The organism is Deferribacter desulfuricans SSM1 (assembly GCF_000010985.1).
GTDB classification, from domain to species: domain Bacteria; phylum Chrysiogenota; class Deferribacteres; order Deferribacterales; family Deferribacteraceae; genus Deferribacter; species Deferribacter desulfuricans.
The window spans coordinates 146,105-169,117 of record NC_013940.1; the positions used below are offsets into that span (position 1 = coordinate 146,105).

27 protein-coding genes are annotated in these 23,013 nt (G+C 25.4%); 11 read left to right on the top strand and 16 right to left on the bottom strand.

The window, feature by feature from the left end; all coding sequences use genetic code 11:
- Positions 1–10 precede the first annotated feature (10 nt).
- From DEFDS_RS11745 to DEFDS_RS11790, 10 genes are all read left to right on the top strand, one after another.
- Entirely contained in the window at positions 11–1,342 is a 1,332-nt protein-coding gene (locus tag DEFDS_RS11745; RefSeq protein WP_013008876.1) for an RNA-guided endonuclease InsQ/TnpB family protein, read from the top strand.
- A gap of 160 nt (positions 1,343–1,502) precedes the next feature.
- On the top strand, positions 1,503–2,951 hold the full coding sequence (locus DEFDS_RS12785; protein ID WP_013008975.1) for an RtcB family protein: 1,449 nt from the start codon (positions 1,503–1,505) through the stop codon (positions 2,949–2,951).
- Between the two features lie 76 nt (positions 2,952–3,027).
- Positions 3,028–3,219 carry a hypothetical protein gene (locus tag DEFDS_RS11755; RefSeq protein WP_041224028.1) on the top strand — a complete coding sequence of 64 codons (192 nt, stop codon included), beginning with the start codon at positions 3,028–3,030 and terminating at the stop codon, positions 3,217–3,219.
- A gap of 155 nt (positions 3,220–3,374) precedes the next feature.
- Positions 3,375–3,620, top strand: a complete 246-nt coding sequence (locus tag DEFDS_RS11760; RefSeq protein ID WP_041224029.1) for a hypothetical protein — start codon at positions 3,375–3,377, stop codon at positions 3,618–3,620.
- A gap of 9 nt (positions 3,621–3,629) precedes the next feature.
- On the top strand, positions 3,630–4,307 hold the full coding sequence (locus DEFDS_RS11765) for a hypothetical protein (RefSeq protein WP_013008976.1): 678 nt from the start codon (positions 3,630–3,632) through the stop codon (positions 4,305–4,307).
- Between the two features lie 170 nt (positions 4,308–4,477).
- Complete coding sequence (locus tag DEFDS_RS11770) at positions 4,478–5,503, top strand: hypothetical protein (RefSeq protein WP_013008977.1); 1,026 nt, start codon at positions 4,478–4,480, stop codon at positions 5,501–5,503.
- A gap of 20 nt (positions 5,504–5,523) precedes the next feature.
- Positions 5,524–6,540, top strand: a complete 1,017-nt coding sequence (locus DEFDS_RS12790; protein ID WP_013008978.1) for a DNA polymerase beta superfamily protein — start codon at positions 5,524–5,526, stop codon at positions 6,538–6,540.
- A gap of 37 nt (positions 6,541–6,577) precedes the next feature.
- Positions 6,578–6,931, top strand: coding sequence for a hypothetical protein (locus tag DEFDS_RS11780; protein ID WP_013008979.1), 354 nt, complete (start codon positions 6,578–6,580; stop codon positions 6,929–6,931).
- A gap of 10 nt (positions 6,932–6,941) precedes the next feature.
- Positions 6,942–7,526 (top strand): hypothetical protein, encoded by a 585-nt coding sequence (locus DEFDS_RS11785; protein ID WP_013008980.1) that lies wholly within the window; start codon positions 6,942–6,944, stop codon positions 7,524–7,526.
- Positions 7,527–7,689: 163 nt separating this feature from the next.
- Positions 7,690–8,028, top strand: coding sequence for a hypothetical protein (locus DEFDS_RS11790; protein ID WP_041224031.1), 339 nt, complete (start codon positions 7,690–7,692; stop codon positions 8,026–8,028).
- A 127-nt stretch (positions 8,029–8,155) separates the two neighbouring features.
- Here the strand turns inward: DEFDS_RS11790 and DEFDS_RS11795 are convergent, their stop codons facing one another.
- The 10 genes from DEFDS_RS11795 to tnpA (DEFDS_RS11840) form a co-directional block, all read right to left on the bottom strand.
- Positions 8,156–8,398 carry a helix-turn-helix domain-containing protein gene (locus DEFDS_RS11795; protein ID WP_013008981.1) on the bottom strand — a complete coding sequence of 81 codons (243 nt, stop codon included), beginning with the start codon at positions 8,396–8,398 and terminating at the stop codon, positions 8,156–8,158.
- Between the two features lie 10 nt (positions 8,399–8,408).
- Positions 8,409–9,686: a type II toxin-antitoxin system HipA family toxin gene (locus DEFDS_RS11800; protein ID WP_013008982.1), complete on the bottom strand. Its 1,278-nt coding sequence runs from the start codon at positions 9,684–9,686 to the stop codon at positions 8,409–8,411.
- A gap of 344 nt (positions 9,687–10,030) precedes the next feature.
- On the bottom strand, positions 10,031–10,498 hold the full coding sequence (locus DEFDS_RS11805; protein WP_013008983.1) for a hypothetical protein: 468 nt from the start codon (positions 10,496–10,498) through the stop codon (positions 10,031–10,033).
- Between the two features lie 39 nt (positions 10,499–10,537).
- Positions 10,538–10,849 (bottom strand): hypothetical protein, encoded by a 312-nt coding sequence (locus tag DEFDS_RS11810; protein WP_153801544.1) that lies wholly within the window; start codon positions 10,847–10,849, stop codon positions 10,538–10,540.
- A 63-nt stretch (positions 10,850–10,912) separates the two neighbouring features.
- Entirely contained in the window at positions 10,913–11,848 is a 936-nt protein-coding gene (locus DEFDS_RS11815) for an ankyrin repeat domain-containing protein (protein WP_013008985.1), read from the bottom strand.
- Positions 11,849–11,910: 62 nt separating this feature from the next.
- Positions 11,911–12,723, bottom strand: a complete 813-nt coding sequence (locus DEFDS_RS11820) for a hypothetical protein (protein WP_013008986.1) — start codon at positions 12,721–12,723, stop codon at positions 11,911–11,913.
- Between the two features lie 19 nt (positions 12,724–12,742).
- Positions 12,743–13,558, bottom strand: a complete 816-nt coding sequence (locus DEFDS_RS11825) for a hypothetical protein (protein ID WP_013008987.1) — start codon at positions 13,556–13,558, stop codon at positions 12,743–12,745.
- Between the two features lie 282 nt (positions 13,559–13,840).
- A complete protein-coding gene (locus DEFDS_RS11830; RefSeq protein WP_013008988.1) occupies positions 13,841–15,235 on the bottom strand; it encodes a DNA double-strand break repair nuclease NurA in 1,395 nt (464 codons plus the stop codon).
- Positions 15,236–15,296: 61 nt separating this feature from the next.
- Positions 15,297–15,920 carry an ATP-binding protein gene (locus DEFDS_RS11835; protein WP_050742542.1) on the bottom strand — a complete coding sequence of 208 codons (624 nt, stop codon included), beginning with the start codon at positions 15,918–15,920 and terminating at the stop codon, positions 15,297–15,299.
- A 6-nt stretch (positions 15,921–15,926) separates the two neighbouring features.
- A complete protein-coding gene (gene tnpA, locus DEFDS_RS11840) occupies positions 15,927–16,352 on the bottom strand; it encodes an IS200/IS605 family transposase (RefSeq protein ID WP_013008875.1) in 426 nt (141 codons plus the stop codon).
- 22 nt (positions 16,353–16,374) lie between these two features.
- Here tnpA (DEFDS_RS11840) and DEFDS_RS11845 point away from each other — a divergent pair, with 22 nt between their 5' ends.
- Complete coding sequence (locus tag DEFDS_RS11845; protein WP_013008876.1) at positions 16,375–17,706, top strand: RNA-guided endonuclease InsQ/TnpB family protein; 1,332 nt, start codon at positions 16,375–16,377, stop codon at positions 17,704–17,706.
- Here DEFDS_RS11845 and DEFDS_RS11850 read toward each other — a convergent pair.
- From DEFDS_RS11850 to tnpA (DEFDS_RS11875), 6 genes are all read right to left on the bottom strand, one after another.
- A complete protein-coding gene (locus DEFDS_RS11850; protein WP_050742543.1) occupies positions 17,683–19,095 on the bottom strand; it encodes a helicase HerA domain-containing protein in 1,413 nt (470 codons plus the stop codon). The two genes, DEFDS_RS11845 and DEFDS_RS11850, sit on opposite strands and share 24 nt — an antisense overlap.
- 4 nt (positions 19,096–19,099) lie before the next feature.
- Positions 19,100–20,314: a DNA methyltransferase gene (locus DEFDS_RS11855; RefSeq protein ID WP_013008989.1), complete on the bottom strand. Its 1,215-nt coding sequence runs from the start codon at positions 20,312–20,314 to the stop codon at positions 19,100–19,102.
- A 137-nt stretch (positions 20,315–20,451) separates the two neighbouring features.
- On the bottom strand, positions 20,452–21,252 hold the full coding sequence (locus tag DEFDS_RS11860) for a hypothetical protein (RefSeq protein ID WP_013008990.1): 801 nt from the start codon (positions 21,250–21,252) through the stop codon (positions 20,452–20,454).
- A 180-nt stretch (positions 21,253–21,432) separates the two neighbouring features.
- Positions 21,433–21,747 carry a hypothetical protein gene (locus DEFDS_RS11865; RefSeq protein ID WP_041224032.1) on the bottom strand — a complete coding sequence of 105 codons (315 nt, stop codon included), beginning with the start codon at positions 21,745–21,747 and terminating at the stop codon, positions 21,433–21,435.
- A gap of 32 nt (positions 21,748–21,779) precedes the next feature.
- On the bottom strand, positions 21,780–22,244 hold the full coding sequence (locus DEFDS_RS11870) for a chemotaxis protein CheX (protein ID WP_013008991.1): 465 nt from the start codon (positions 22,242–22,244) through the stop codon (positions 21,780–21,782).
- Between the two features lie 327 nt (positions 22,245–22,571).
- Positions 22,572–22,997, bottom strand: a complete 426-nt coding sequence (gene tnpA, locus DEFDS_RS11875) for an IS200/IS605 family transposase (RefSeq protein WP_013008875.1) — start codon at positions 22,995–22,997, stop codon at positions 22,572–22,574.
- Positions 22,998–23,013: the final 16 nt, after the last annotated feature.

Genomic DNA, 23,013 nt, shown 5'->3' on the forward strand with positions numbered 1-23,013 from the left:
TAATATAACAATGATTACATGTCAAGCCTTTAAATTTAAACTCAAGACCAATGAAGAGTTAGAAAACAAGTTCGCCCAATTTGCCGGCTCTTGTAGGTTTGTATGGAATAAAGCTATTGCTTTAATAAAACAAAAGCTTGATATAAAAAAGGTAGATAAAATCATCAATATCCACTTGCCACAATATTACAAAAATACTGCTACTATACCTACCTATAACGAAATGGCGGGAATGCTTAAATTATGGAAACAATCCGAAGAATACGCTTTCTTAAAAGAAGCACATTCTCAAATTCTACAACAAACCTTAAAGGATTTATACAAAGCCATAGACAGTGCTTTTACCAAAGGCAATGGTATATCTTTTCCAGACTTCAGGAAGAAAGGTAAATCGCCAGACAGCTTTAGATATCCTCAAGGCTTTAAGATAAATAACAATAGAATATTTTTACCTAAAATAGGATGGGTTAGGTTTTATAAATCAAGAAACATAGTTGGCAAACCAAAGAATGTAACAGTTAAAAGATACGCCGATGGCTGGTATATAAGCGTAGTTACCGAAAAAGACACATCAATTAAAGAAAATCTATCCAACCCCGTGGGTATAGATGTAGGTGTAAAAAAGATAATCACACTATCCAACGGTTGTTACTTCGAGCCTCTTGATTTAAGTAAATATGAGAAAAAACTAATCAAACTCCAAAGGCAACTCTCGAGAAAACAACACCCTACCAAAAAAGGAGATAAGACACCGTTTTCTAATAATTACAAAAAACACCAAAGAAAAATAGCAAAGATGTGGCTTAAGATAGCAAATGTGAGAAACGATTACCTACATAAAATAACAACAGCCATAGCCAAAAAACACGGCTTTGTGGCTGTAGAGAATTTAAAGGTTAAGAACCTAACCAAATCTGCAAAAGGCACAAAAGACAGCCCCGGACGTAATGTAAAAGCTAAATCAGGCTTAAACAGAAGCATTCTTTCTCGAGCGTGGGGTAGGTTCTTTGAACTGCTTGAGTATAAACTCCAGAGAAATGGGGGGAAACTGGTTAGAGTTGACGCTAAAAACACCTCTATAACCTGTCCTCTATGTGATTACACTAATAAGGAAAACCGCAAAAACCAAGCGGTATTTGTATGCAAAAAGTGTGGTTTTACGTCTAATGCTGATTTGGTAGGTGCGATAAATGTTTTAATGAGAGCGATGAGGAAGGAAAACCTTATAACCCTACCGCAGGGCTTGCGGGAAGTCACGCCTGTGGAGTATGCCAGAGAGTATACGCTGAAGCAGGAACCAGCGGGAAACCGTGAGGGATTACCGCTTCCATCGATAGCGTAGATGGGAATCCTCTTCCTTTAGGGAGAGGAGGAAGTCAATATCTGACAATTATAGTTTCTCAAGAAGTAATTATAATATTTCAACAGTATCAGATGGAATGGGATTTAATATGTTTCCTGCAAAAACTGTTTTTAAACTTTAATTTTTTATAAGATAAATTATGATAAAAGGAAAATATACTGATGCTATTATTTTTACTAATGAAATAGAAAATGAAGCATTATCTCAAATATATAGTATTGTAAATCATCCAGTATTTACTGGACCAGTAAGAATAATGCCTGATGTTCATGCAGGTGCTGGGTGTGTGATAGGTTTTACTGCACCTTTAACTAATAAAATTATACCATCTATTATAGGATATGATATTGGATGTGGTGTTAGTACATGTATATTAGGTAAAATTAAAAAGGAAGAATTTTTGGATAACTGGGTAATTATTGATAAGAAATTAAGGGAAATTATACCTCTTGGACAAAATACACATGAAAAGTCTTCTATAATAAAAGAAAATAAAAAATTTTTTGAAGATATTTTTAAATCGCAGAAGCAATATTATTTAAATAAAATAAGTAATGTATTTAATAAAATATTTAAAAATGAAAAATTAAATATAAAATTAGAAAAATATTTTTCATTGGACTATATATTTAAAGAATTACCTGCTAAAATAGGATTACCTGGTGGTTATATTTTTTCAGCATTAGGAACTCTTGGTGGAGGTAATCATTTTATAGAAGTAGAAGTTAATGAAAGTGATGATTTATTTGTTACAATACATACAGGATCAAGAAATTTAGGCAAGAAAATAGCAGAATATTGGCAAAAAAAAGCTATTGCATCTTGTAGAACTGGTAATAAAGATAGGTTTAAAAAAGAAATAGAATTATTAAAAATGAAATATAAAGGAAAAGATCTGGAAAATGCAATTAATGATTTGAAGGTTAAATATAAAAATAACAATTTTTCTCAAGAGTTATCTTATTTAAGTAGTCCTTCTGATGTGGCAGGCTATTTAATAGATATGTTTATCGCACAGATATTTGCTACATATAATAGGTATTGTATCTATAATTTTGTAGAGCAAATTATTTCATATATTTTAAAGAAGGATAATAATCTTTTACTTGATGATTTAGTTTTAAATAGTTTTGAAAGTGTACATAATTATGTTGATTTTGATGATCTAATTATTCGTAAAGGTGCAATAAAAACACCTATAGGAAAGGAAATTATAATACCTTTAAATATGAAAGATGGAGTAATAATTGCAAAAGTAAAAAATGAACCTATAAAATTAATAGAGCGTAATTTTTCAGCTCCTCATGGTGCTGGTAGAAAAATGTCACGTTCAAAAGCAAAACAATCTATAAATCTTAATGATTTTAGAAAGTCTATGGTAGGTATAGCATCATCAAGTGTGAATGAAACAACATTAGATGAATCACCTATGGCTTATAAAGATAAAGATAACATTATAACTTATCTAAATAACATAGCAGATATTGTTTATATTTTAAAACCAATATATGTTTTAAAAGACAGTATTCCTACATATATATGTAATAATGAAATTGAAACTAAAAATATAATGGATAATATTATGTAAAATGTTTTATTTTTAGAACACATAGTGAAAAAATAAATAAAATAAACTAATTAAATAATAGTATGAGGTTATCCATATGAAGTTAGGAGATATTTTTAGAAAAAAATATAAAAAGGATCCATGTAATTTAACATTAGAGGAAATCAATAAGATAGCAGTAAGTAAAAGATTTAACTCTTATAAAAGAGTTAAAAATAAAAATTCTATTTTCAAATTGAATTATTATAATATTGATAAATTGTTTGATAAAAGATTGAATTCAGACTGACTTTTTTATATATTCAATACTCAGTATTAAGGCCTTATTTAAAATATAGGGATTTTTTTGATATTTGGTTTACAACTAAGTCATTAATCAAAAATGTAGATTTAAAAGATAAAAATATATTAAAGGGAATTAAATTTAATAAAAATGTTTTTAATTTGGATAAAGATATTTATAAAGAAAGATTTAGTTATATTATTAAAGAAATAAAGGAAAATAAAGTAAATATGTTAGAATCTACGAAAAATGAACTTAAAAAATTTTTACCTGATGATTTTTATATAACATTAGAAAAACAAAATGGTTTTGAAGATATATTAAATACTGTTTATTCTATATTGATAAATTATATAGAACAAGATATTGATAGTATAGTTGAATATACTGATAATATGGATATGTAGGAGAATATTATGCCTTCTTATAAAACATTACAAATTTTAAATGATTTACCTGAGGTATTTACTGTTAATGAGTTTTGTTTATATTATGGTAAAAAACAGTATAAAACTATGTTGTCATGTTTAAATAAGAAGGGAATAATTAAGAAGGCAGGTGTTAAAAGTAATATTTATTATAATATGATTAAGATAAAAGAAGTTACTACGGAACATATTAAAAAAGCATTAAAGAAATTATATCCTTTTGGATTATTTAGTGGATTGTATATTTTATATAAAAATGGTTTTACATCGCAAATACCTTATACTTTATCATATATTTTACCTTCAGCTACAAAACCTTATATATATAGAAAAATTAATAGTGCTGATATTTTATATCGTCCTAAAAAATATTTTTTTTATTTAAAAAGTAAATCTATTGATGATGAAATCAAACCTTCTTATGTAATAGCAGATATGGTTATTTTTTCGGATTATGGATACAATTTAACATATACGGACATTGATATGTTGGATACAGATGAATTGAATGAATTAATAAGAGAACTTCATCAGATTGAAAAAAATATGAAAAAAGAATTTAAAAATAATAAAAAAATAATGAATAATATTGATAAATTGGTAAAAATCATAGATGAACTTGAAGAAGAAAATAATGATTCTTATACTATAAATATTGATATATAGTTTTGTATATATTATTAAAAAATTAGGTATGGTATACAGAAATGTATACTAAATCTCTATTTTAGAAAAATAAACTTATTCATTTTGTATTTTGTTTGACAAATTTTTGATTTTATATTATAATATTTAAATAAAGCAAAATAATATAAAATATAAGAGATTATATAAAGATGAGTAATAGTGTGTCAAAAATAAGTAAAATAAGTTTTGTTTCTAATTTACAAAACAGTATAAAACAGAGATTTGTAAAAGATTTTAGTCTTCCTATAACAATTTTTAATAATGATTTATTTTATTATTACTGCATTACATTAAACGATTTTCTTGATATAGAAAACAAGGCAAAATTATTATATAATTTTATAAAGAACAATGAAGATGTATTAGAAAATAAGGAAAAATTTTTTGAAATTTCAAGTAAATTTAATACAGATGTTATTGAATATATAAAAGGTAAGGAAAGTTTTAATAAATTTTTACAGTTTGATATGAATAAATTTAAAGTTCATAATTATAAGAATTCCAATATTTATCATTCTGATAATGATTCTAAATATTATTTTACAGTGGATTTAATTAAAGGTAATTTTCAAGCGTTTAAATATTTTGATCCTAATATTGTTGATAATATGAATGATTATGAAAATTTTATTAAACAATTTACTAAATATGATTATTTTGTACAGTCAAAATATATAAGACAGGTTATTTTTGGACATCTAAATACTAAAAGACAGCAGACAATAATGAAATATATAATGATGGAAATTTATAAGAAAATTGAAAAATATTTGGATAATATTTTTGAATTAGAATGTTTAAATAATGATGAATTAATATTTAATATAAAAGTACCAGTATTTAATAATAAATATAAAAAGAAAATTATTTTTTTATTAAAAGAATTAAAAAAACTACCTTTTAATTTAAAAGTAAATATTTTTAAATTAAAACATCTTAAACCTGAAAATATGTATGTAAAAGAATATATTAATAGATTTTTATTATATACATGGAAAGATGATATAATTGAAGAGTATCTTGATAATTATAAAAAGATTGAGTTTAAGTGTGTTCCTAATAATGTATTTATGCAGGTTTTTAAATATTATTTTAATATGGAATTAGATGATAGGGATTTATACTTTTATTATGATAAAAGATTAGCTAAATGGCTTAAACCTTTGTTTGAATAAAGCAAAAATGAGGTATATTTATGGAGCAATTTATTGATAATATTGTAAATAATATTGAGAGTAGGGGACATAAATTAATATTTTTAACACAGGTGGGTTCTCATTTATATGGAACAAACACTCTAAATTCGGATAGAGATTATGTAGGTATTTTTATACCGTCTGATGACTATGTGTTAGGATTATCCAGAATAGAAGAGATAGATTTGTCTATTAAGGACAAAGATGAAACTGGAAAAAATACTGAGAATGCTGTTGATGTAAAAGTTTATGAATTGAGAAAATTTTTAAAACTTGCTATGGAAAATAATCCAAACATTTTAGAAATCTTATTTTCAAATAAACTTGAATATTTAACAGATGAAGGTAAAATATTAGTGGATAATAAAAAGATTTTTCCATATTTAGGATTATATGATAAATATATGGGTTATAGTATTAGTCAAAGGAAAAAAATGGTAATTAAAAAATCTAATTATTTTGATTTGCATCAATTTAAAGGTGATTTAGAAAAGTTATTTAGTATAAGTGAGGACAACAAAAAACTTACGTTAGCTGAATTACCTTATATCAAAGGTTTTCAGGTTTATCGAAAAAATTTTAAAAATGAAAACTTTATAGTAGGTGATTTAACATTTCACAAGTCAAGATTTCTTAAAAAAGTATATCAAATGGTTGTAGAAAGGTTAAATAAGGTAGGCAATAGGGAAAGGTTAATTCTTAAATATGGTTATGATACAAAATTTTCAATGCATTATCATCGTTTACTGTATGAAGGTATAAGGTTGTTAAGAACAGGAGAACTGGTATTTCCTCTGCCAGAAAGAGAGGAATTATTAAAAATTAGAAATGGAGAGTATCCTATTGAATATGTGCTAGAAAAAGGGATAGAATTAGAAGATGAAATGAGAAAAGCAAAAGAAACCAGTGAATTACCTAAAAAATCAAGATTTGAAAAAATCAATGAATTATGTAAAAATCTCCTTAAAAATAATATTAATAAAAGAATGGATAATATTGCTACCATAAAATTTTAATAATTTAAAACTAATTATAAATAAAGGAGAAAATATTATGAACAAGAGGGAAATTTTAAAAAACACACTTACCGCTCTTGATAACTTTTCTACTCTTACACAGGATATTATAGATAGAGGAAGGCATATTTTGAAATTATATTATACAGAAATTTCTACACTTATTGATTGTATTGACTGTGCCAACATAACAGTTGATTTGCAGTTTGTTAATAATAAGCCATATCTTCGTTTTTATATAATGGACGATCCTTTTGGATGTATTGTATTAAATGGTTTCTTTGTGTCTATTACAGAGCATTATTTTGAAGACACTTTTATAAAAAGATTTGGTGAACTGATTAAGGAAGAACTAAAGAAAAAACAGAAAGAAAATATGTTTGAATGTTAGGGGTTGAATAATGAATAAACAGGATTTAAAGAATTCTTTAAAAAGAGTGATAGATCAGATGGTATCCGAGTATAACAGGGAAAGATATCATCTGTTATCTGATGTGTTAAACATGTTAATAGATAAAGGGTTTGACACAAACAAGCTTGATGATCCTAAAGTATTTCGCTTAAATCTTATGGTTAATCTTGATTTTATTATAGAAAAATTATCTGAGGAGATTTTAAAGAAGAAATTTAATACGGATACTGTGCCTGATCTGGCTGTTTTTATGTTCAAAGAATATGCGTTTGTAGAAAAGCATTTATATAGGTTGTTTGAAGTCTGTGAAGGGGCAACCTGTTGTGTAGATAAAGCAAGAACGGTGTATGAAAGAATTTTAGAATATATCATGACCGGTAATTTTAAAGATTTCGATTATAGCGAAGAATACACATATATGTACCCAAAGATGATTTTAAAGGATAAGCAGGAGATTCTGGACTATATAGTAGCACTACGCAGTCTTTATAATGGGAATCCTGTTCCATATTTAAAATTCATGGAACAGCTTAATATAACAAAAATTACAACACAAAAAGATGTAAAAAACTAAAAAAATAACAAGGATTGAAATTGTATGTAATAAAAATTTAAAAAAAGATAAGGTTTACATTGTTGATGGTAGGGATACTATTACATATTTATTTTTTATCAAAGAAGGTAGCAATTCTTCTATATCTTTAGGCAATCTTCCTGGCATCTTAATACACAAAAAATTGGAAGTTAAAGGTTTAGAAAAAGAAGAGAATGCATACTTTTACAATAAAAATAAAACATTATGGTTATTTAATAACGAATCTAATTGTAGGAATAAAATAAGAATAAAAAGTAGTATTAAATATGTTCAAGATATCCAAACAGATGTATTTTATAGTAACGTGTTTAATATTCATATAAATAATGTTATTAAAAATGTTATAGATAATGCAGAAGAAAAAATAAAAATTTTATGTAATGATATTTTAAATGAAACTAATAATAGTTTAATAAACTTTGATAATATAAACAATTATTATAAAAATAATGGTCCACGTCCAGGTGGTTTAGGTAATTAAATAATAATATTATTTTTTATTGATTAATTTCTAAAAATATTATATAATAGTAGTTTTATATTCTTAACATAAGATAACTTATCGGACGTTATAGATTATTTACTTTTACTATCAATAAGTTATATTTCTAAAAATCTAATTCCTCTCCTAAAGGTGGAAGTAAAGTATTTTTAGGCACAACTTTTAACTCATACCCTAATATATCAAGAACAACAAATAAAGTTCGAATTGATACTAATGCTAATTTACCTTGTTCTAGTTTTGATAAAGTTTGTCTTGAAATTCCAGCTTGTTTAGCTAAATCTGCCTGGGTTATTTTCTTTTCTTTTCTTTTTGCTTTTATAAACTGACCCAATTCGTAAGGTTTCATTTTTTATCTCCTAAAGTTTAGGATCTATATTATATAAACTGATAGTAGGCTTTTGTGATTGTATTTGTCTACTCCAGAAATCTATCATTCTATTACCTATTTCCTCAAAATGTTCATTGTCTTTTATATAAACTAAAAGTTTCTTTATTGTATTATTAACACTGTTTTTGCATTCCTCATATAGTTCTAAAGATTCCTTTTTACTTAAATTGCAATACTTAATACCAAAATTAATTAATGCATCATAATTATCCCAAACTTTCCTTCCTTCTAATGTAAGTGCTGGTTGATCATTTTTTATATAAGCTATAGTACTTACAATATCATATGCAGGAGCCAATCTTATGTTAGTTAAATCATAGTCATATAAAACACCAAAATTCTTTAAGTGAGCATCTCCGTTACCTAATAAATAATTTAATATAATTAACTTATAAAATATTTTAAATTCATCTGTATTGTTACCGAGTATATTCTGAAATAATTTTGCTATACGTTCATAACTACCTTTATATTTATTTTCTCTAGTATACCCAAAAATACCTAAAACTTCTTCAAACCCTGTATATTTATCTGTAAACTTTTTTACTATTAGAAATTTTTTATTTTTAGATAACTCAATTTCAGGTATAGGTATTCCAGCATCTTTAACAGTTTGCATACAAAAATATTCATTTTCTGCAAGATAAGGATATTCATTACCCCATGTCTTTACAATGTAGTCTGTTAAATGTATTGTATTTTTTCCATCTATTGCTTCATGTTTACCGTTACTGTCATCTTCAACCGTAATTACAGTTTTAGGTTGTACTCCAGAAATAGCATTTTTTTCTAAAAAATTTTCCAGTAAATATTTAAAAGTATCAAAAGTATCGTATGTTTTTATATAATCTAAATCAACAGGATCAAAATATTTTACAGGTTTTTTATCTTTATCAAACTCTACCCTACCCGTTATGTTTTTAGCCAACATTTTTAAAATATAAAAATCATTTATGTACGGACTTAAATTATAATTTTTCACTAATATTGATTTAAATATTTCATATAAATAACCTTCCGGTATAAACATATCAAAATAAGGCAATAATTGTTTATCTTGTGTATATATTTTTTGAGTTATAGGCATTCTTATTGAAATTGCATATTTGTTATCAGTTATATCAGTATTGTATTCATATACATGTAAATAGTGATCTTTTTTTAAAACACCTACAAATACTGGTTCATTTTTATCTTTATCATTTATAAAAACTTTTAATAAATTATTGTTTAGTAAAGTATTCATAATTTATCCTTAATTCATCAAAATATAAATTTACAAAATTTATCATTTTGTTTTTATTATATACTTATATAATTTAATTGTCAATATCAGTTTACATTTTAAAAATATTTACTTATATGTAAAACAATATTAACATTTTTATTTAAAAATTATCAATATAATTAGGCATCAGGCCATTCAATTACAAACATATTAACACCCCCCCTATTTCCATTTGTTTAAATTTAAGCATCTGGCCATCCAAATAATATAAACATAGTTCTCCTCATTAATTTATAATTCTTAAATAGTTATTATAATAATATATCAAAAATAAGATTAATATTTAAAAATTAATTCCATTATTACAAGGTTAAATTATTGAAATTATAACTAGCAGTAGACTCTAATGCATCTATTAAATAATTTCTTATTTCTTCCAATATATCCTTAATATTCAGAAGTATTTTCGCATCATAATTATAACTACCATTGGAAGTTCTAATTATTATAGTATCCACATCAGGTTTATTTAAATTAGATAATATATAATCAATTTTATGTAAACTATTTTGTGAAGGATTATTTATAGCAGATATAACAAATCTTTCTAATAATTTTAACTGTCTCCTATAATCATATCTAAATGGTGATAAAGTCAGATTTTTATCCAAATTACCTTTATTTATTATAAAGCAATCAGAATTATCTATATATGTTATATCCGAATTACCCATGTTATTTATCAAATCAGCAAAATACTTTTTAATTTCTTTTATTATATTTTTCTTATGTTCTACAAATTGTTTTAAATTATTATTTAAATTTTGCATAATTAAATCTCCTAAAAATTATTATTTATAAATTATTTGTTATTTTAAAATCCTATCTATTTTATTTATATATGTATCTATTAGTGTTTGATACTGAGTATATTTATTTTTAAATTTAATTAATTCTTCTTTTATTTTCAAAGTTTCTTCTAAAATTTCAAAATTTAATTCTAACTCAGGAAGGAAATTTATATACTCATCTAAAATATCTAAGCAAAAATTTAAATGATTCTCAGCCATAAAAATAATACTATTATTTTTATTATTATCTTTATCCTGAGATTTTTTTACTGTTTCATCAAATTCATTTAAAAAGTCTTTAATAGTTTGATATGTTTCTAACACCATCATACCCTTTTTATTTATAAAAATTTATATATATTATATAATATTTTAACATATATGTCAATTATATTAACATATATCTTGTTTTAGTAAATATTTTTTAATTTCATTATTTAAAGTAGTAAAGAACTCGAATTTTTTTAAAACAACACTATCATCTGATAACTTTAATTTATCTTTTAAATCTAATCTTATTTTGGTTAATTTAATATTATCATAATTTCTAACTTTTGCTAGTTGTGTTGTAAATGTCAAATTATATAATGAAGTGATATAATCATAAGTATTAATTTGTGAAAAATCTAATTCACCAAAAAATTTACCGTTGCATTCTATATCAGCAAGTTTTTTTATTCCTTTAAAAAAGGTATAACCATAATATGTAAACCAATGTCCTATTGTTATATCATAGTCATCTTGAACATTTAATAGTTTATAATCTATAAGTTTGTTCTCATCTAAAATATAACCATTTGTTGCTAATATACTAGCAACTGTTATACCGTTTTTAGTTTTTAGTTTCCAAATCTCAGGTTCAGTAAATAAATACCCGTTTTCAGCCATAATGTGAGCTACTGTCCAACCATTTTTATTAGCCCATTTCCACATATCCCTATTTCTAAACATAAAACCTTGATTAGCTAAAATATGAGCTACTGTTATATCATCATTATCTTTTAATCTAAGTAAATCCATATCAGTTATTTTATGTCCTTGTAAAGCTATATTGTGGGCTACTGTCCAACCATAATTATCAGCCAATTTTAAAATTTCTTTATCTTCTATAAGTTCACCATATTCTGTTAATATATGAGCTACTGTTTCACCATCTTTGTTTCTTAATTTTAAAATCTCTTTATTTTTAGTTGTTTTACCTTGTTTAGCTAACAAATGAGCTTGAGTATTACCTTTTTTATCAACAATTGTTTTTAATTGTTCAATACTGTAAATATCTTCCATTAAATTAGTTGTTTGCTTATTATCTTTTTTTTCTGAATTATTCATACTTATAACCCTACCCTTTATATTTTTTATATTAAAATATAAATTAAATTTATACTTTATAACTAAATAAATATATCAGGATTTATTTCAGTATTAAATTTATTATTATTTTTTTGATTCTCAGTTGTTAAAATTTCATTTTTTAATTTATTAATATATATATATAAATTTCGTAAATTTCTTTTTAATAATTGTTCATCTCCAAAATTAAGTTTATCAAATTCTTGTTCTATAAGAACTCTGTATTTGCTCACTTTATACCCTATTTCTTCTTCATTATAACCAGCATTACTCAGTACATCTTCATAAATATTCAAATAAGAATTAAATAACTCCATTACTCTTTCTGTTGTTTCTATATACTCTAAAATATTAAATATAGTATAAAACTGTTCAAAATTATTAATAATATCAATATCATATATACAATCAAAATAAATATCATTTATAATTTCTCCATCTTTAACTTCAAGTTTACCTAAAAATCCTTCCCCTGGTTCATGATAATACAATTCCATATGTAAGCTATAACGTTTAGATACTTCAATAATCCAAGGAATCGGTGGGGACCAAGCAGTTGAAACAAATATAGAATCTGTATCTAACATATAACTGACTTCATCAGAACCTTCAGTTAAAGTGTTCCATTTTGTACCCCAATTTTCAACTGCCCAATCTAATAAATTATCCCAGCCATATTTTTTTATTATTTCTTCCCTATTAAATTTATCAGGGTTTTCTGTAAATTCCTCTAATTCTTTTGGTATTGGAAGTACATCTTCAAATCCTTTTTCCATTGCTCCATTCATAAATTTATCAATATCTTCTCTTTTTCCATCTTTTACTTTTATTATATTATTACACCAATTAGGCATATTACCCCCCCCTATTCTATTATATTATTAAATTATCTATATTCAGTGTTTGATTATTGTTTAATTTAGATTCTATCATTTTAATATTATTACATAATTTAATAAAATTAATATAAAATTCTTGTAAATCTTTTTTAGTAAATAAATCACCATTTTTTGTATATAACTTATGTAATTCGAAATATAATATTTCATACTTTTTAATTTCAATATCTATTTCGCTAGATGATTTCCCTACTTGACTTAACAAATTCTTATAATAATTATTAAGATAATAATCAAACAATTCTTCTATTTCCTGTAAAGAATTTGTTTTGCTATAAATATTAATAACATCTACAAAATTTGAAAAAGATTTTAAATTATCTAAATCATAAATATTTTCAATCTGGAAATCTTTTAAAATCATACCGTTTTCTACTTGAAATTGTCCTACATGAAAGTTGCTATCTTCATAATAATATAGCTGTAATCCTAACTGATATTTTATTGATGCTGTAATTACCCATGGTATAGGTGGATTATTTGTTGTGCTAAATAAAATACTATTGGATCCTTCTAAATAAATTACAGTATCATACTCATCTAATAAAAAATTAAAACTTGTTCCCCAATTTCTTCGCTTCCATTCTTCTACATCTATAGTCTCATATTTTTTTATTAATTTTTGTTTATATTTATCTGATATGTTGGGTTTTGATTTTATACTGTATAACTCGTTTGGTATTGGTGCTACATCCTCAAAACCTATTTTTTTAGCATTCTCAAAAAAATTTTTAACATTTTCTTTTTTCCCTGTCACTATATCTAATCTATTAATATATTCGATAGACATAATTACTACCTTATGTTTATAGTTTTATTATGTTAACTTTATTATAATATTATAACAAAATTTAATTATTTAATAGAAGAAAAATAAAATAATACTTATTTTGTTCTACTATTTTATATAAGTCTTCAAGATTTGTAATTTGAATTTCTGTAACAGCTCAGCTCCCTATTTTTCAAAAGTACTTGTTGCCATCTTATACCCCTCTCTTAATAAAAATAATAACTAAAAAATTAAAAAAATCTATTAAAAATTGTTTTTTTTACTACTTATCACTTGTATTTTCTATTTCGCTTTTAAATGTTCCTTTGTAAATAATTTTAATAATTGAGAACTCGGTTTTTCAGATAACGATACTGCTTTATTAATAAGAGCTATAGGTAAAAATGAATTATCATATAAATCACATTTTATGTCAATTAAAGTTTGTATAATATTTTTTATATTAATAAAATCATTAGGATTAGGTTTATTCCCAAAATACTCCTCATAGTCTTTAGGTTCTCCGTGTTTATATAAATAAGGTAAGGGAATATCGAACACAAAAGATAACTTTTCATCATGCTTATATAACATCTTTCTACCAAAATATGTTTTATATCCAAATAAAGAATCTGTTTCTCCTGTAATATATTTTTTCATATAATAAATATCAGGAATCAATAAAGTAGAATTTGATAATTTATATTCTATTTGTTTTAAATGTTCTACAAATAAACCAGACTTGTCCAAACCTACAAAATTTACATAAGATTGATTATCATCTAAAGACAGTTTATTTAAAAATTTTATAAAAGGTCTTATTTTTTTAAATTGAAAATCATCTAATCTACTAAATAATGCTAAAGGCCCATCTTTAATCAATAAAATATTAGGTAATAAACTTTTATCTTTAATATAAATAATCTTATAAATAGTAAATAATAATATTACTTCAAATATACTCATTACATAAGATACAATTCCACTAGCTCCACTATAATCATCTACCAACGTATGTAATTCAAAAATATCTGTAATATAATTTATAGTTTTACATACCGGACATTCAATTTTATTGTTAACTTCATCAGTGTACGTATTTTTTTTCTCAAATTTTATTCTATTATTGCAGTTATCATTTACACATGTAATTTCGAAAATACCATTACCAGTATCATATTCTTCAAAAACTAACCATTTTAAGGTATCTAAAAATTTAAATTCTCCTATATTAGCATTTACAAAGATATCATAATATATAGTTTCCCTAATAGTATCTTTTAAATTTTTGCTTTGAAATTTAATATTATTGACTGGTAATACAAAATTATAATTACCAAAATGTTTTACTTGGTGAAATTCATCAGGATCTATAATTTGTTCTTTTTCAAAAGATTTAATTTTTTCTAAATCAATTTCAATATATCCAACATTATAAAAAGCAATTTTGGTAGATGGAAATTTAGTATTTAACTCTACAATTTGATATCCACCATCTACTGCAATTATATATTTAATTTTATTTTCTATTTGTGAAAATATATTCTTTTTATTAAATTTTATTCCTGTTAAATCAATTTGTGTAATCATTTCTGTATTATTAGATATAAAACATTTACGTAGATATTCTTTAACTTTTTCATTTTTAATTATATTTTGATGGTTAATTTTAGAAGATTTTTCTTTTATATAACTCATTTGTATACTCCTGTTTAACTATCATTATATAAACACTTTTTCGAATTATCTTATATTATTATTACATTTCGAATTTTTTAATTTGAACAGGAATAATGAAGTTATTTGAGTATGTTTTAACTCTTGCATAACCTATATCACTGTTTCTTAATATACTTTTACTAAAATCTTCGAAATCATAATATTTTTCTAAAACTCTAATCTCATCTTTATTGTTTAGATGGGATATAAACCAATTCTGCGTATTTTTTAAAATACTAGGTGATATTGAACTTACTTCCTGCGTTGAATAACTAATTCCTATATTTAATTTAGCGCCTTCTTTTGCTAATCGATTATAAATGTTTTTTAAATCTTTATCATCTTTTGGAAAAATATTATGAGCTTCTTCAAAATACATTTGAATATACTCTGGTTTTTCATCATTGGTAAATATATGCATCGAATGCATAAATATATACTCGCATAAACGTGTTATATATGTTTTCTGTATCGTTTCGTTAACTGTAGATAAATCAATTAAAACTATTTGGCCCTGTCTTAATAATTTATCAATACTCTTTTTGAAATCACCTTGTGAAGTTGAATTATGTAACTTAACATATTTAGCTAATTTTTTATTATAAGTAGTTAATAATTGGTATAATACATCATAATCTTTATCCCTCCACCACCCACAAGACACATTCTTTTAGGTAGGTGATGTAGTGGGTGTCTTCTGGGTTTCAATATATTGTTTGATAACCTCAAGCGGAGCTCCACCACAGGAACCTGCAAAATAGCTTGGAGACCATAAAGCGTTTTTCCAGTAATACTGCCTTAATTCAGGATGGATTTGTTTTAGCTTTCTGGAAGAAACACCTTTTAGCGAATTTACCAGTTTTGAGACTGCCACCTTTGGCGGATAGTTTACAAGCAAATGGACATGGTCGCTTTCTCCATTTAATTCTATCAGTTCTGCCTCAAAATCTTGACAGACTTTGGCGAAGATTTCCTTTAAGGTTTCTAAGTGTTTCTTTTGAAATACGCTCTTTCTGTATTTAGTTACAAAGACCAAATGCACATGCAGAAGAAAAACACAATGCCTACCAGTTCTAATTTTACTTGACTTTTCCATAGACCAATACTATAATATAACAATGATTACATGTCAAGCCTTTAAATTTAAACTCAAGACCAATGAAGAGTTAGAAAACAAGTTCGCCCAATTTGCCGGCTCTTGTAGGTTTGTATGGAATAAAGCTATTGCTTTAATAAAACAAAAGCTTGATATAAAAAAGGTAGATAAAATCATCAATATCCACTTGCCACAATATTACAAAAATACTGCTACTATACCTACCTATAACGAAATGGCGGGAATGCTTAAATTATGGAAACAATCCGAAGAATACGCTTTCTTAAAAGAAGCACATTCTCAAATTCTACAACAAACCTTAAAGGATTTATACAAAGCCATAGACAGTGCTTTTACCAAAGGCAATGGTATATCTTTTCCAGACTTCAGGAAGAAAGGTAAATCGCCAGACAGCTTTAGATATCCTCAAGGCTTTAAGATAAATAACAATAGAATATTTTTACCTAAAATAGGATGGGTTAGGTTTTATAAATCAAGAAACATAGTTGGCAAACCAAAGAATGTAACAGTTAAAAGATACGCCGATGGCTGGTATATAAGCGTAGTTACCGAAAAAGACACATCAATTAAAGAAAATCTATCCAACCCCGTGGGTATAGATGTAGGTGTAAAAAAGATAATCACACTATCCAACGGTTGTTACTTCGAGCCTCTTGATTTAAGTAAATATGAGAAAAAACTAATCAAACTCCAAAGGCAACTCTCGAGAAAACAACACCCTACCAAAAAAGGAGATAAGACACCGTTTTCTAATAATTACAAAAAACACCAAAGAAAAATAGCAAAGATGTGGCTTAAGATAGCAAATGTGAGAAACGATTACCTACATAAAATAACAACAGCCATAGCCAAAAAACACGGCTTTGTGGCTGTAGAGAATTTAAAGGTTAAGAACCTAACCAAATCTGCAAAAGGCACAAAAGACAGCCCCGGACGTAATGTAAAAGCTAAATCAGGCTTAAACAGAAGCATTCTTTCTCGAGCGTGGGGTAGGTTCTTTGAACTGCTTGAGTATAAACTCCAGAGAAATGGGGGGAAACTGGTTAGAGTTGACGCTAAAAACACCTCTATAACCTGTCCTCTATGTGATTACACTAATAAGGAAAACCGCAAAAACCAAGCGGTATTTGTATGCAAAAAGTGTGGTTTTACGTCTAATGCTGATTTGGTAGGTGCGATAAATGTTTTAATGAGAGCGATGAGGAAGGAAAACCTTATAACCCTACCGCAGGGCTTGCGGGAAGTCACGCCTGTGGAGTATGCCAGAGAGTATACGCTGAAGCAGGAACCAGCGGGAAACCGTGAGGGATTACCGCTTCCATCGATAGCGTAGATGGGAATCCTCTTCCTTTAGGGAGAGGAGGAAGTCAACCCATACATTTTTACCCGTAGATTTAGATTTAGCATTTTTTAGTATATCTTTATTTGATATAAACCAATTTTTAGCATCCTCTATAGTTAAACTTCCTCCAGGAATAGAAGCTCCATCTACTCCATTAAATCTTAATATATATTTATTTGTAGGTAGTTCAAAACCAGCTTCATAAAGAACACACTTATATAAAGCTATTTTTCTCAACCTTTGATTTTTATAAAATTGCTTTAAAGCCTGTGTTTCCGCTTCTTCTTCCTTATTAGTATCAAATAAATTTATATTTGCAAAAGAATGTATATACTGTGGAACACCATCCTCATTCAATAATTCCTCTATTAATAAATTAAAAGAATCTTGTAAGGTTGTATCATCAAAAAAATTATACTGCAACAACTTTACATCTGAATATTTTTCTGCTTTTTTTCTAGATATAGTAAAGCGTACAACATTATCTTTGAATTTTTCATATATAGAACCTTCATCCTGCTTATTTGAAAAAGTATATTCTCCATTAATATCAAATACTATTTGTCCAATTAAAGGTTTATAATTAGCATTATCAGGCTGTAACTTATTTAATATATTATACTCATTAAATTTTTGATTTAATTTCATTATAGCACTTATTATAATTTTAATCGTATTGGATTTACCAGTTCTCGTCATACCAAAAAAAGCCGTACGCCTTGCTATAATATCATTAGTAGTAATTACTACAGGAACTCTATATTCATCAGAATCAATTGTATAAGAATTACTAGATGAATATCTTAAATATCCAATTTCTTCTTCAGATAATGAATCATCATGTAATAAATTATTTTTTGAATTAACTATTAATTTTAATATCTCACCTTTTGGTTTATATACTTTATATAAATGTGGTCCTAAAAAATTTTCTAAATCAGTTCCAAAAGTAAATTCATCATTTTCGTTAAAAAAAATTGTACCTAAAATTCTACATTCTAATCCTGAATATTCATAATATAATTTTGTATAAGAATCCGGAGTAATATCCGATCTAGATTTAGGAAGTTCCATATAATTTTGAACAATTGTTTCTATAATTTCAGATGATTGTGGTATTTTTGTAGGTCCAATTACTCTTAATAAAATACCTTCTAATTTCGAATTATGAATATTATTATTATATATTGCTACAAGAAAACTTCCGTGAGGAACACCTTTAACATTTAATTTCCAACTGTCATTTGTTAAAATTTTTGCAGTATTGTAATCTATCTCAAATATTCTCCCAATAAAGTTTTCATCTTTTGTAATTTCAGTAAAAAATTTCATCTCATTTGTAGTTATTTCTCTTTTAGCTAGTTTGTTAATTAATCCCATAAACTCACTCCTTCTTCAATATTATAATTCTATCAATTCTTGTTGCATTCCCTCTTTTACTTCCCCAAATTTTAGTTACTTTTTTTTGTTTATCATCGTTTTCTATATTATCTTCTAAAATATCAACTAATTTTAAATTACAATTACCTATTTTTTGTATATTATTCCAAGTTTCATTAGCAAGATTAATTACTTTGCTTCCAATCTTCACATCACCCATAACAACAAAAGCATAACCACCCTTTCTTAAAATATATTCCCAACTATTAAATAATTTAAACATATATTTTGAATATTCTTGTAAATTCATATTATCTTTTAAATTCTGGTTTTGTAATCTCTGATATAAAGTAACTCTATTATCAACTTGTTCAGTATTTTCATTTAATAACCATAGTCTAATCCAATTATATTTACCATAATTTATTACTTTTAAATAAGGTGGTGATGTTATTATTAATTGAACACTATTATTACCAAATTTTCTTTTAACTAATTTTGTTGCCTCAATAGCATCTGTATTGAAAACTTCACCTTGTTTATATTTATCCAAGGATTGATACTCAATATACTTTTCTTTAATAGTGAATAATTTATCTATTCTGTCTTTTAACAAAGCAAACACATTTTGTTTTGGTGGTTGTAAGTTATGTTTTTCAATAAAATTTTTAACATAATTCGGTGACATACTAAAAGTATTTGGCATACTTACACTACAGTAAATAGATGAATTATCTTTTTTTGCTTTCCCATGTAAAATTCCTGTCAATACTGCTAATATAAATATATCAATTTTATCCGATTTTTGTAAATTTTTTTTAAGATATTCCAGTTGAGGCAATGTAGTTTCATTGTCAAATAACATTTTAATTTCATCAGGTATATGTGTTATATCAATATTAGTATAGTTGTTTTCTAACTCAAATATCCTTTTCATAATAGATTCTTTCCTAGGTAAATCAGATTTAGCTTTACTTAATATATATGCTAATGGATTTAAATCATTTCCTATACCTATTCTCCCTAATCTACATGCTTCAAAAGTTGCTGTTCCTCGTCCACAAAATGGGTCATAAACAATATCACCTTCTTTACTGAAATTTTTAATAATAACATATGGTAATGTAGGTGGGAACATTGCTAGATATGTAGTCATTTGATGCATCTTTGAAAAAACTCTACCACTAATACTTTTATAATCATAAACAAGCGTATTCATTTTAATCTCTATATTTTTATTTTATATAATATATTATAACATAATTTTTATAAATTGTCAATTTTTTTTACTTTTCTATATTCTAAATAATATATAACAAATTTATATTTATATTTCTTTTAAAAAATATATTTTTGTCAACATATATTTATACTAATTATTGCAGCTTTAATTACATTATTAAGTGTGAAATAAAAATGTTGTATTTTTTTAAAATGCTCGTTTGTAAAAGTATTTACTAAAGATAAAGTAGAATTTTCAGAGTTTACTGATTTTTCATCAAACATTATTATTTTCTTAGATAATTTAAGTTCTATAGTAGTATCTACATCTTTGTTAATCTCAACAACATCAAGATTTGTATCTTCAGTTGATACTAATCTCATAATTGGAAAACTATTAAACCTGAAATAAACATAAGAAACCTTTACTTTAAATGATTTTTCATAAGAAGGTATTGGGTAATCTAGTATCTTTTTATACTTACATATAAATCCCCTTTTCATCATATGATGTGCAACATAACCTTCAACATTGTGTTTTAAAAACCATAATGTTGTATCTGTAATCATATAATCTTTTTTTACCATTACATGTGCTACACTTAATCCATTATTATCCGATAATGAAAGTATCTCTTTATCTGTAAAAATAACCCCCCTGCTAGCTAAAATATGAGCTACTGTTAATCCAGTTTTATCTGCTAATCGTAAAATCTCTTTATCTTCTGTAGTCCAACCATTAATTGCTTGTTCATGAGCTACTGACCATCCTTTTTTATCAGCTAATTTTAAAATTTCTTTATCATCTGTGGTCCAATATCTATTTGCTTGAATATGTGCTATTGTCCAACCAAAGCTATCTGATATTTTTAAAACCTCTTTATCTTCAAAAAAATGTCCTTGTTTAATTTCTTTATAAGCTTCTTCATATGTCATTAATATACCTCATCAAGCATTTTCAAAAAAAATTCAAATTCTATTTATTTTAAATCTCTTTTATATGTTAGATTAAAGTGTTTATCATATTATATTAGTATATGCTCTATTATATTTTATAACTTAAATATATCAGATTATTTAAAAATAAATAAAATAAAACAAAATAAATAATTTCAATTAACAAATAAAATAGTTATCCATTAATAATAATAATTTTTTATGTAATTTAGAATAAAAATTAATTTGTTTACTAATTATACTATCTCTATGATATTTATAAACTAACTTCTTAGGCTCTTTTATTAATTTAGTTACTGTTATTGATCTTCTATCAAAATTATCTTGTAAAATATAATATAAAGTAACAGGTTTATTTAAATTGATATAGAAGTTATCTTGTATTGATAATAATTTCTTGCTTTTAAATACAAACCCTTCTGTTATTAAATTGAATAAAACATTATTATCTAATTTATTTATTTTATTAAACATATTTATTATTTATTATTTAATAAACTTAAATATTAAACTTCTTTTAAAGACACTTCAATTACAAACATTTCATTCAATACAGTAAAGTATATCACCACACATGGTATAGTACTAGGTCTGCTTATCTTATGATTTTTACCTGTAACAACATTAGGTATTGAAATTTTAAACTTTAAACCTTTATCCGTAAAAATTTTTTTAGCTCCACCGGCTATCATATTAACAATTTCACCTACTGCATCAACTACATCATCATCTGCTTGCAATTTCTGAATTCCCATAAATTTTGAAACAACTTTTAAAGCTAACGATTCTGGAAAACTTATGACTACAGAACCAATAGCTTGACCAGACAACCCTATTATACCTGAAATATCATAAGTTGCTATATCAGACTTTTTCATTTCTAAAGATTTTCGTTGTGGAGTTACACCAATCATAGTTTTAAAAACAGATATTGTGGATTCAATAAAAGGATTAATATGTTCAGCTTTCATTTTATATAATCACTCCTTTTATTTTATTCAATTTTAGTTTATTTAAATTACTTTTTTCAAATATTATTTTAATCATTAATAATATAACAAAAAAAAATCCAATTTTTAAAATTGTTATGTAAAGCAGGAGACTTCCTTGATTATCTATTGCCAAGGAGGATGATAAATATATTTTTCAGTCTCCTGCTTTTCTAATTTAATACTAAAATAATATCTATATCTTAATAGTCAATGTACGCTTTTAATTCTCTAAATATATTAATTATTTTCAGAATAATCATACTCCTTTAATATTTTATCCCTCCACCACCCACAAGACACATTCTTTTAGGTAGGTGATGTAGTGGGTGTCTTCTGGGTTTCAATATATTGTTTGATAACCTCAAGCGGAGCTCCACCACAGGAACCTGCAAAATAGCTTGGAGACCATAAAGCGTTTTTCCAGTAATACTGCCTTAATTCAGGATGGATTTGTTTTAGCTTTCTGGAAGAAACACCTTTTAGCGAATTTACCAGTTTTGAGACTGCCACCTTTGGCGGATAGTTTACAAGCAAATGGACATGGTCGCTTTCTCCATTTAATTCTATCAGTTCTGCCTCAAAATCTTGACAGACTTTGGCGAAGATTTCCTTTAAGGTTTCTAAGTGTTTCTTTTGAAATACGCTCTTTCTGTATTTAGTTACAAAGACCAAATGCACATGCAGAAGAAAAACACAATGCCTACCAGTTCTAATTTTACTTGACTTTTCCATAGACCAATACTATAAT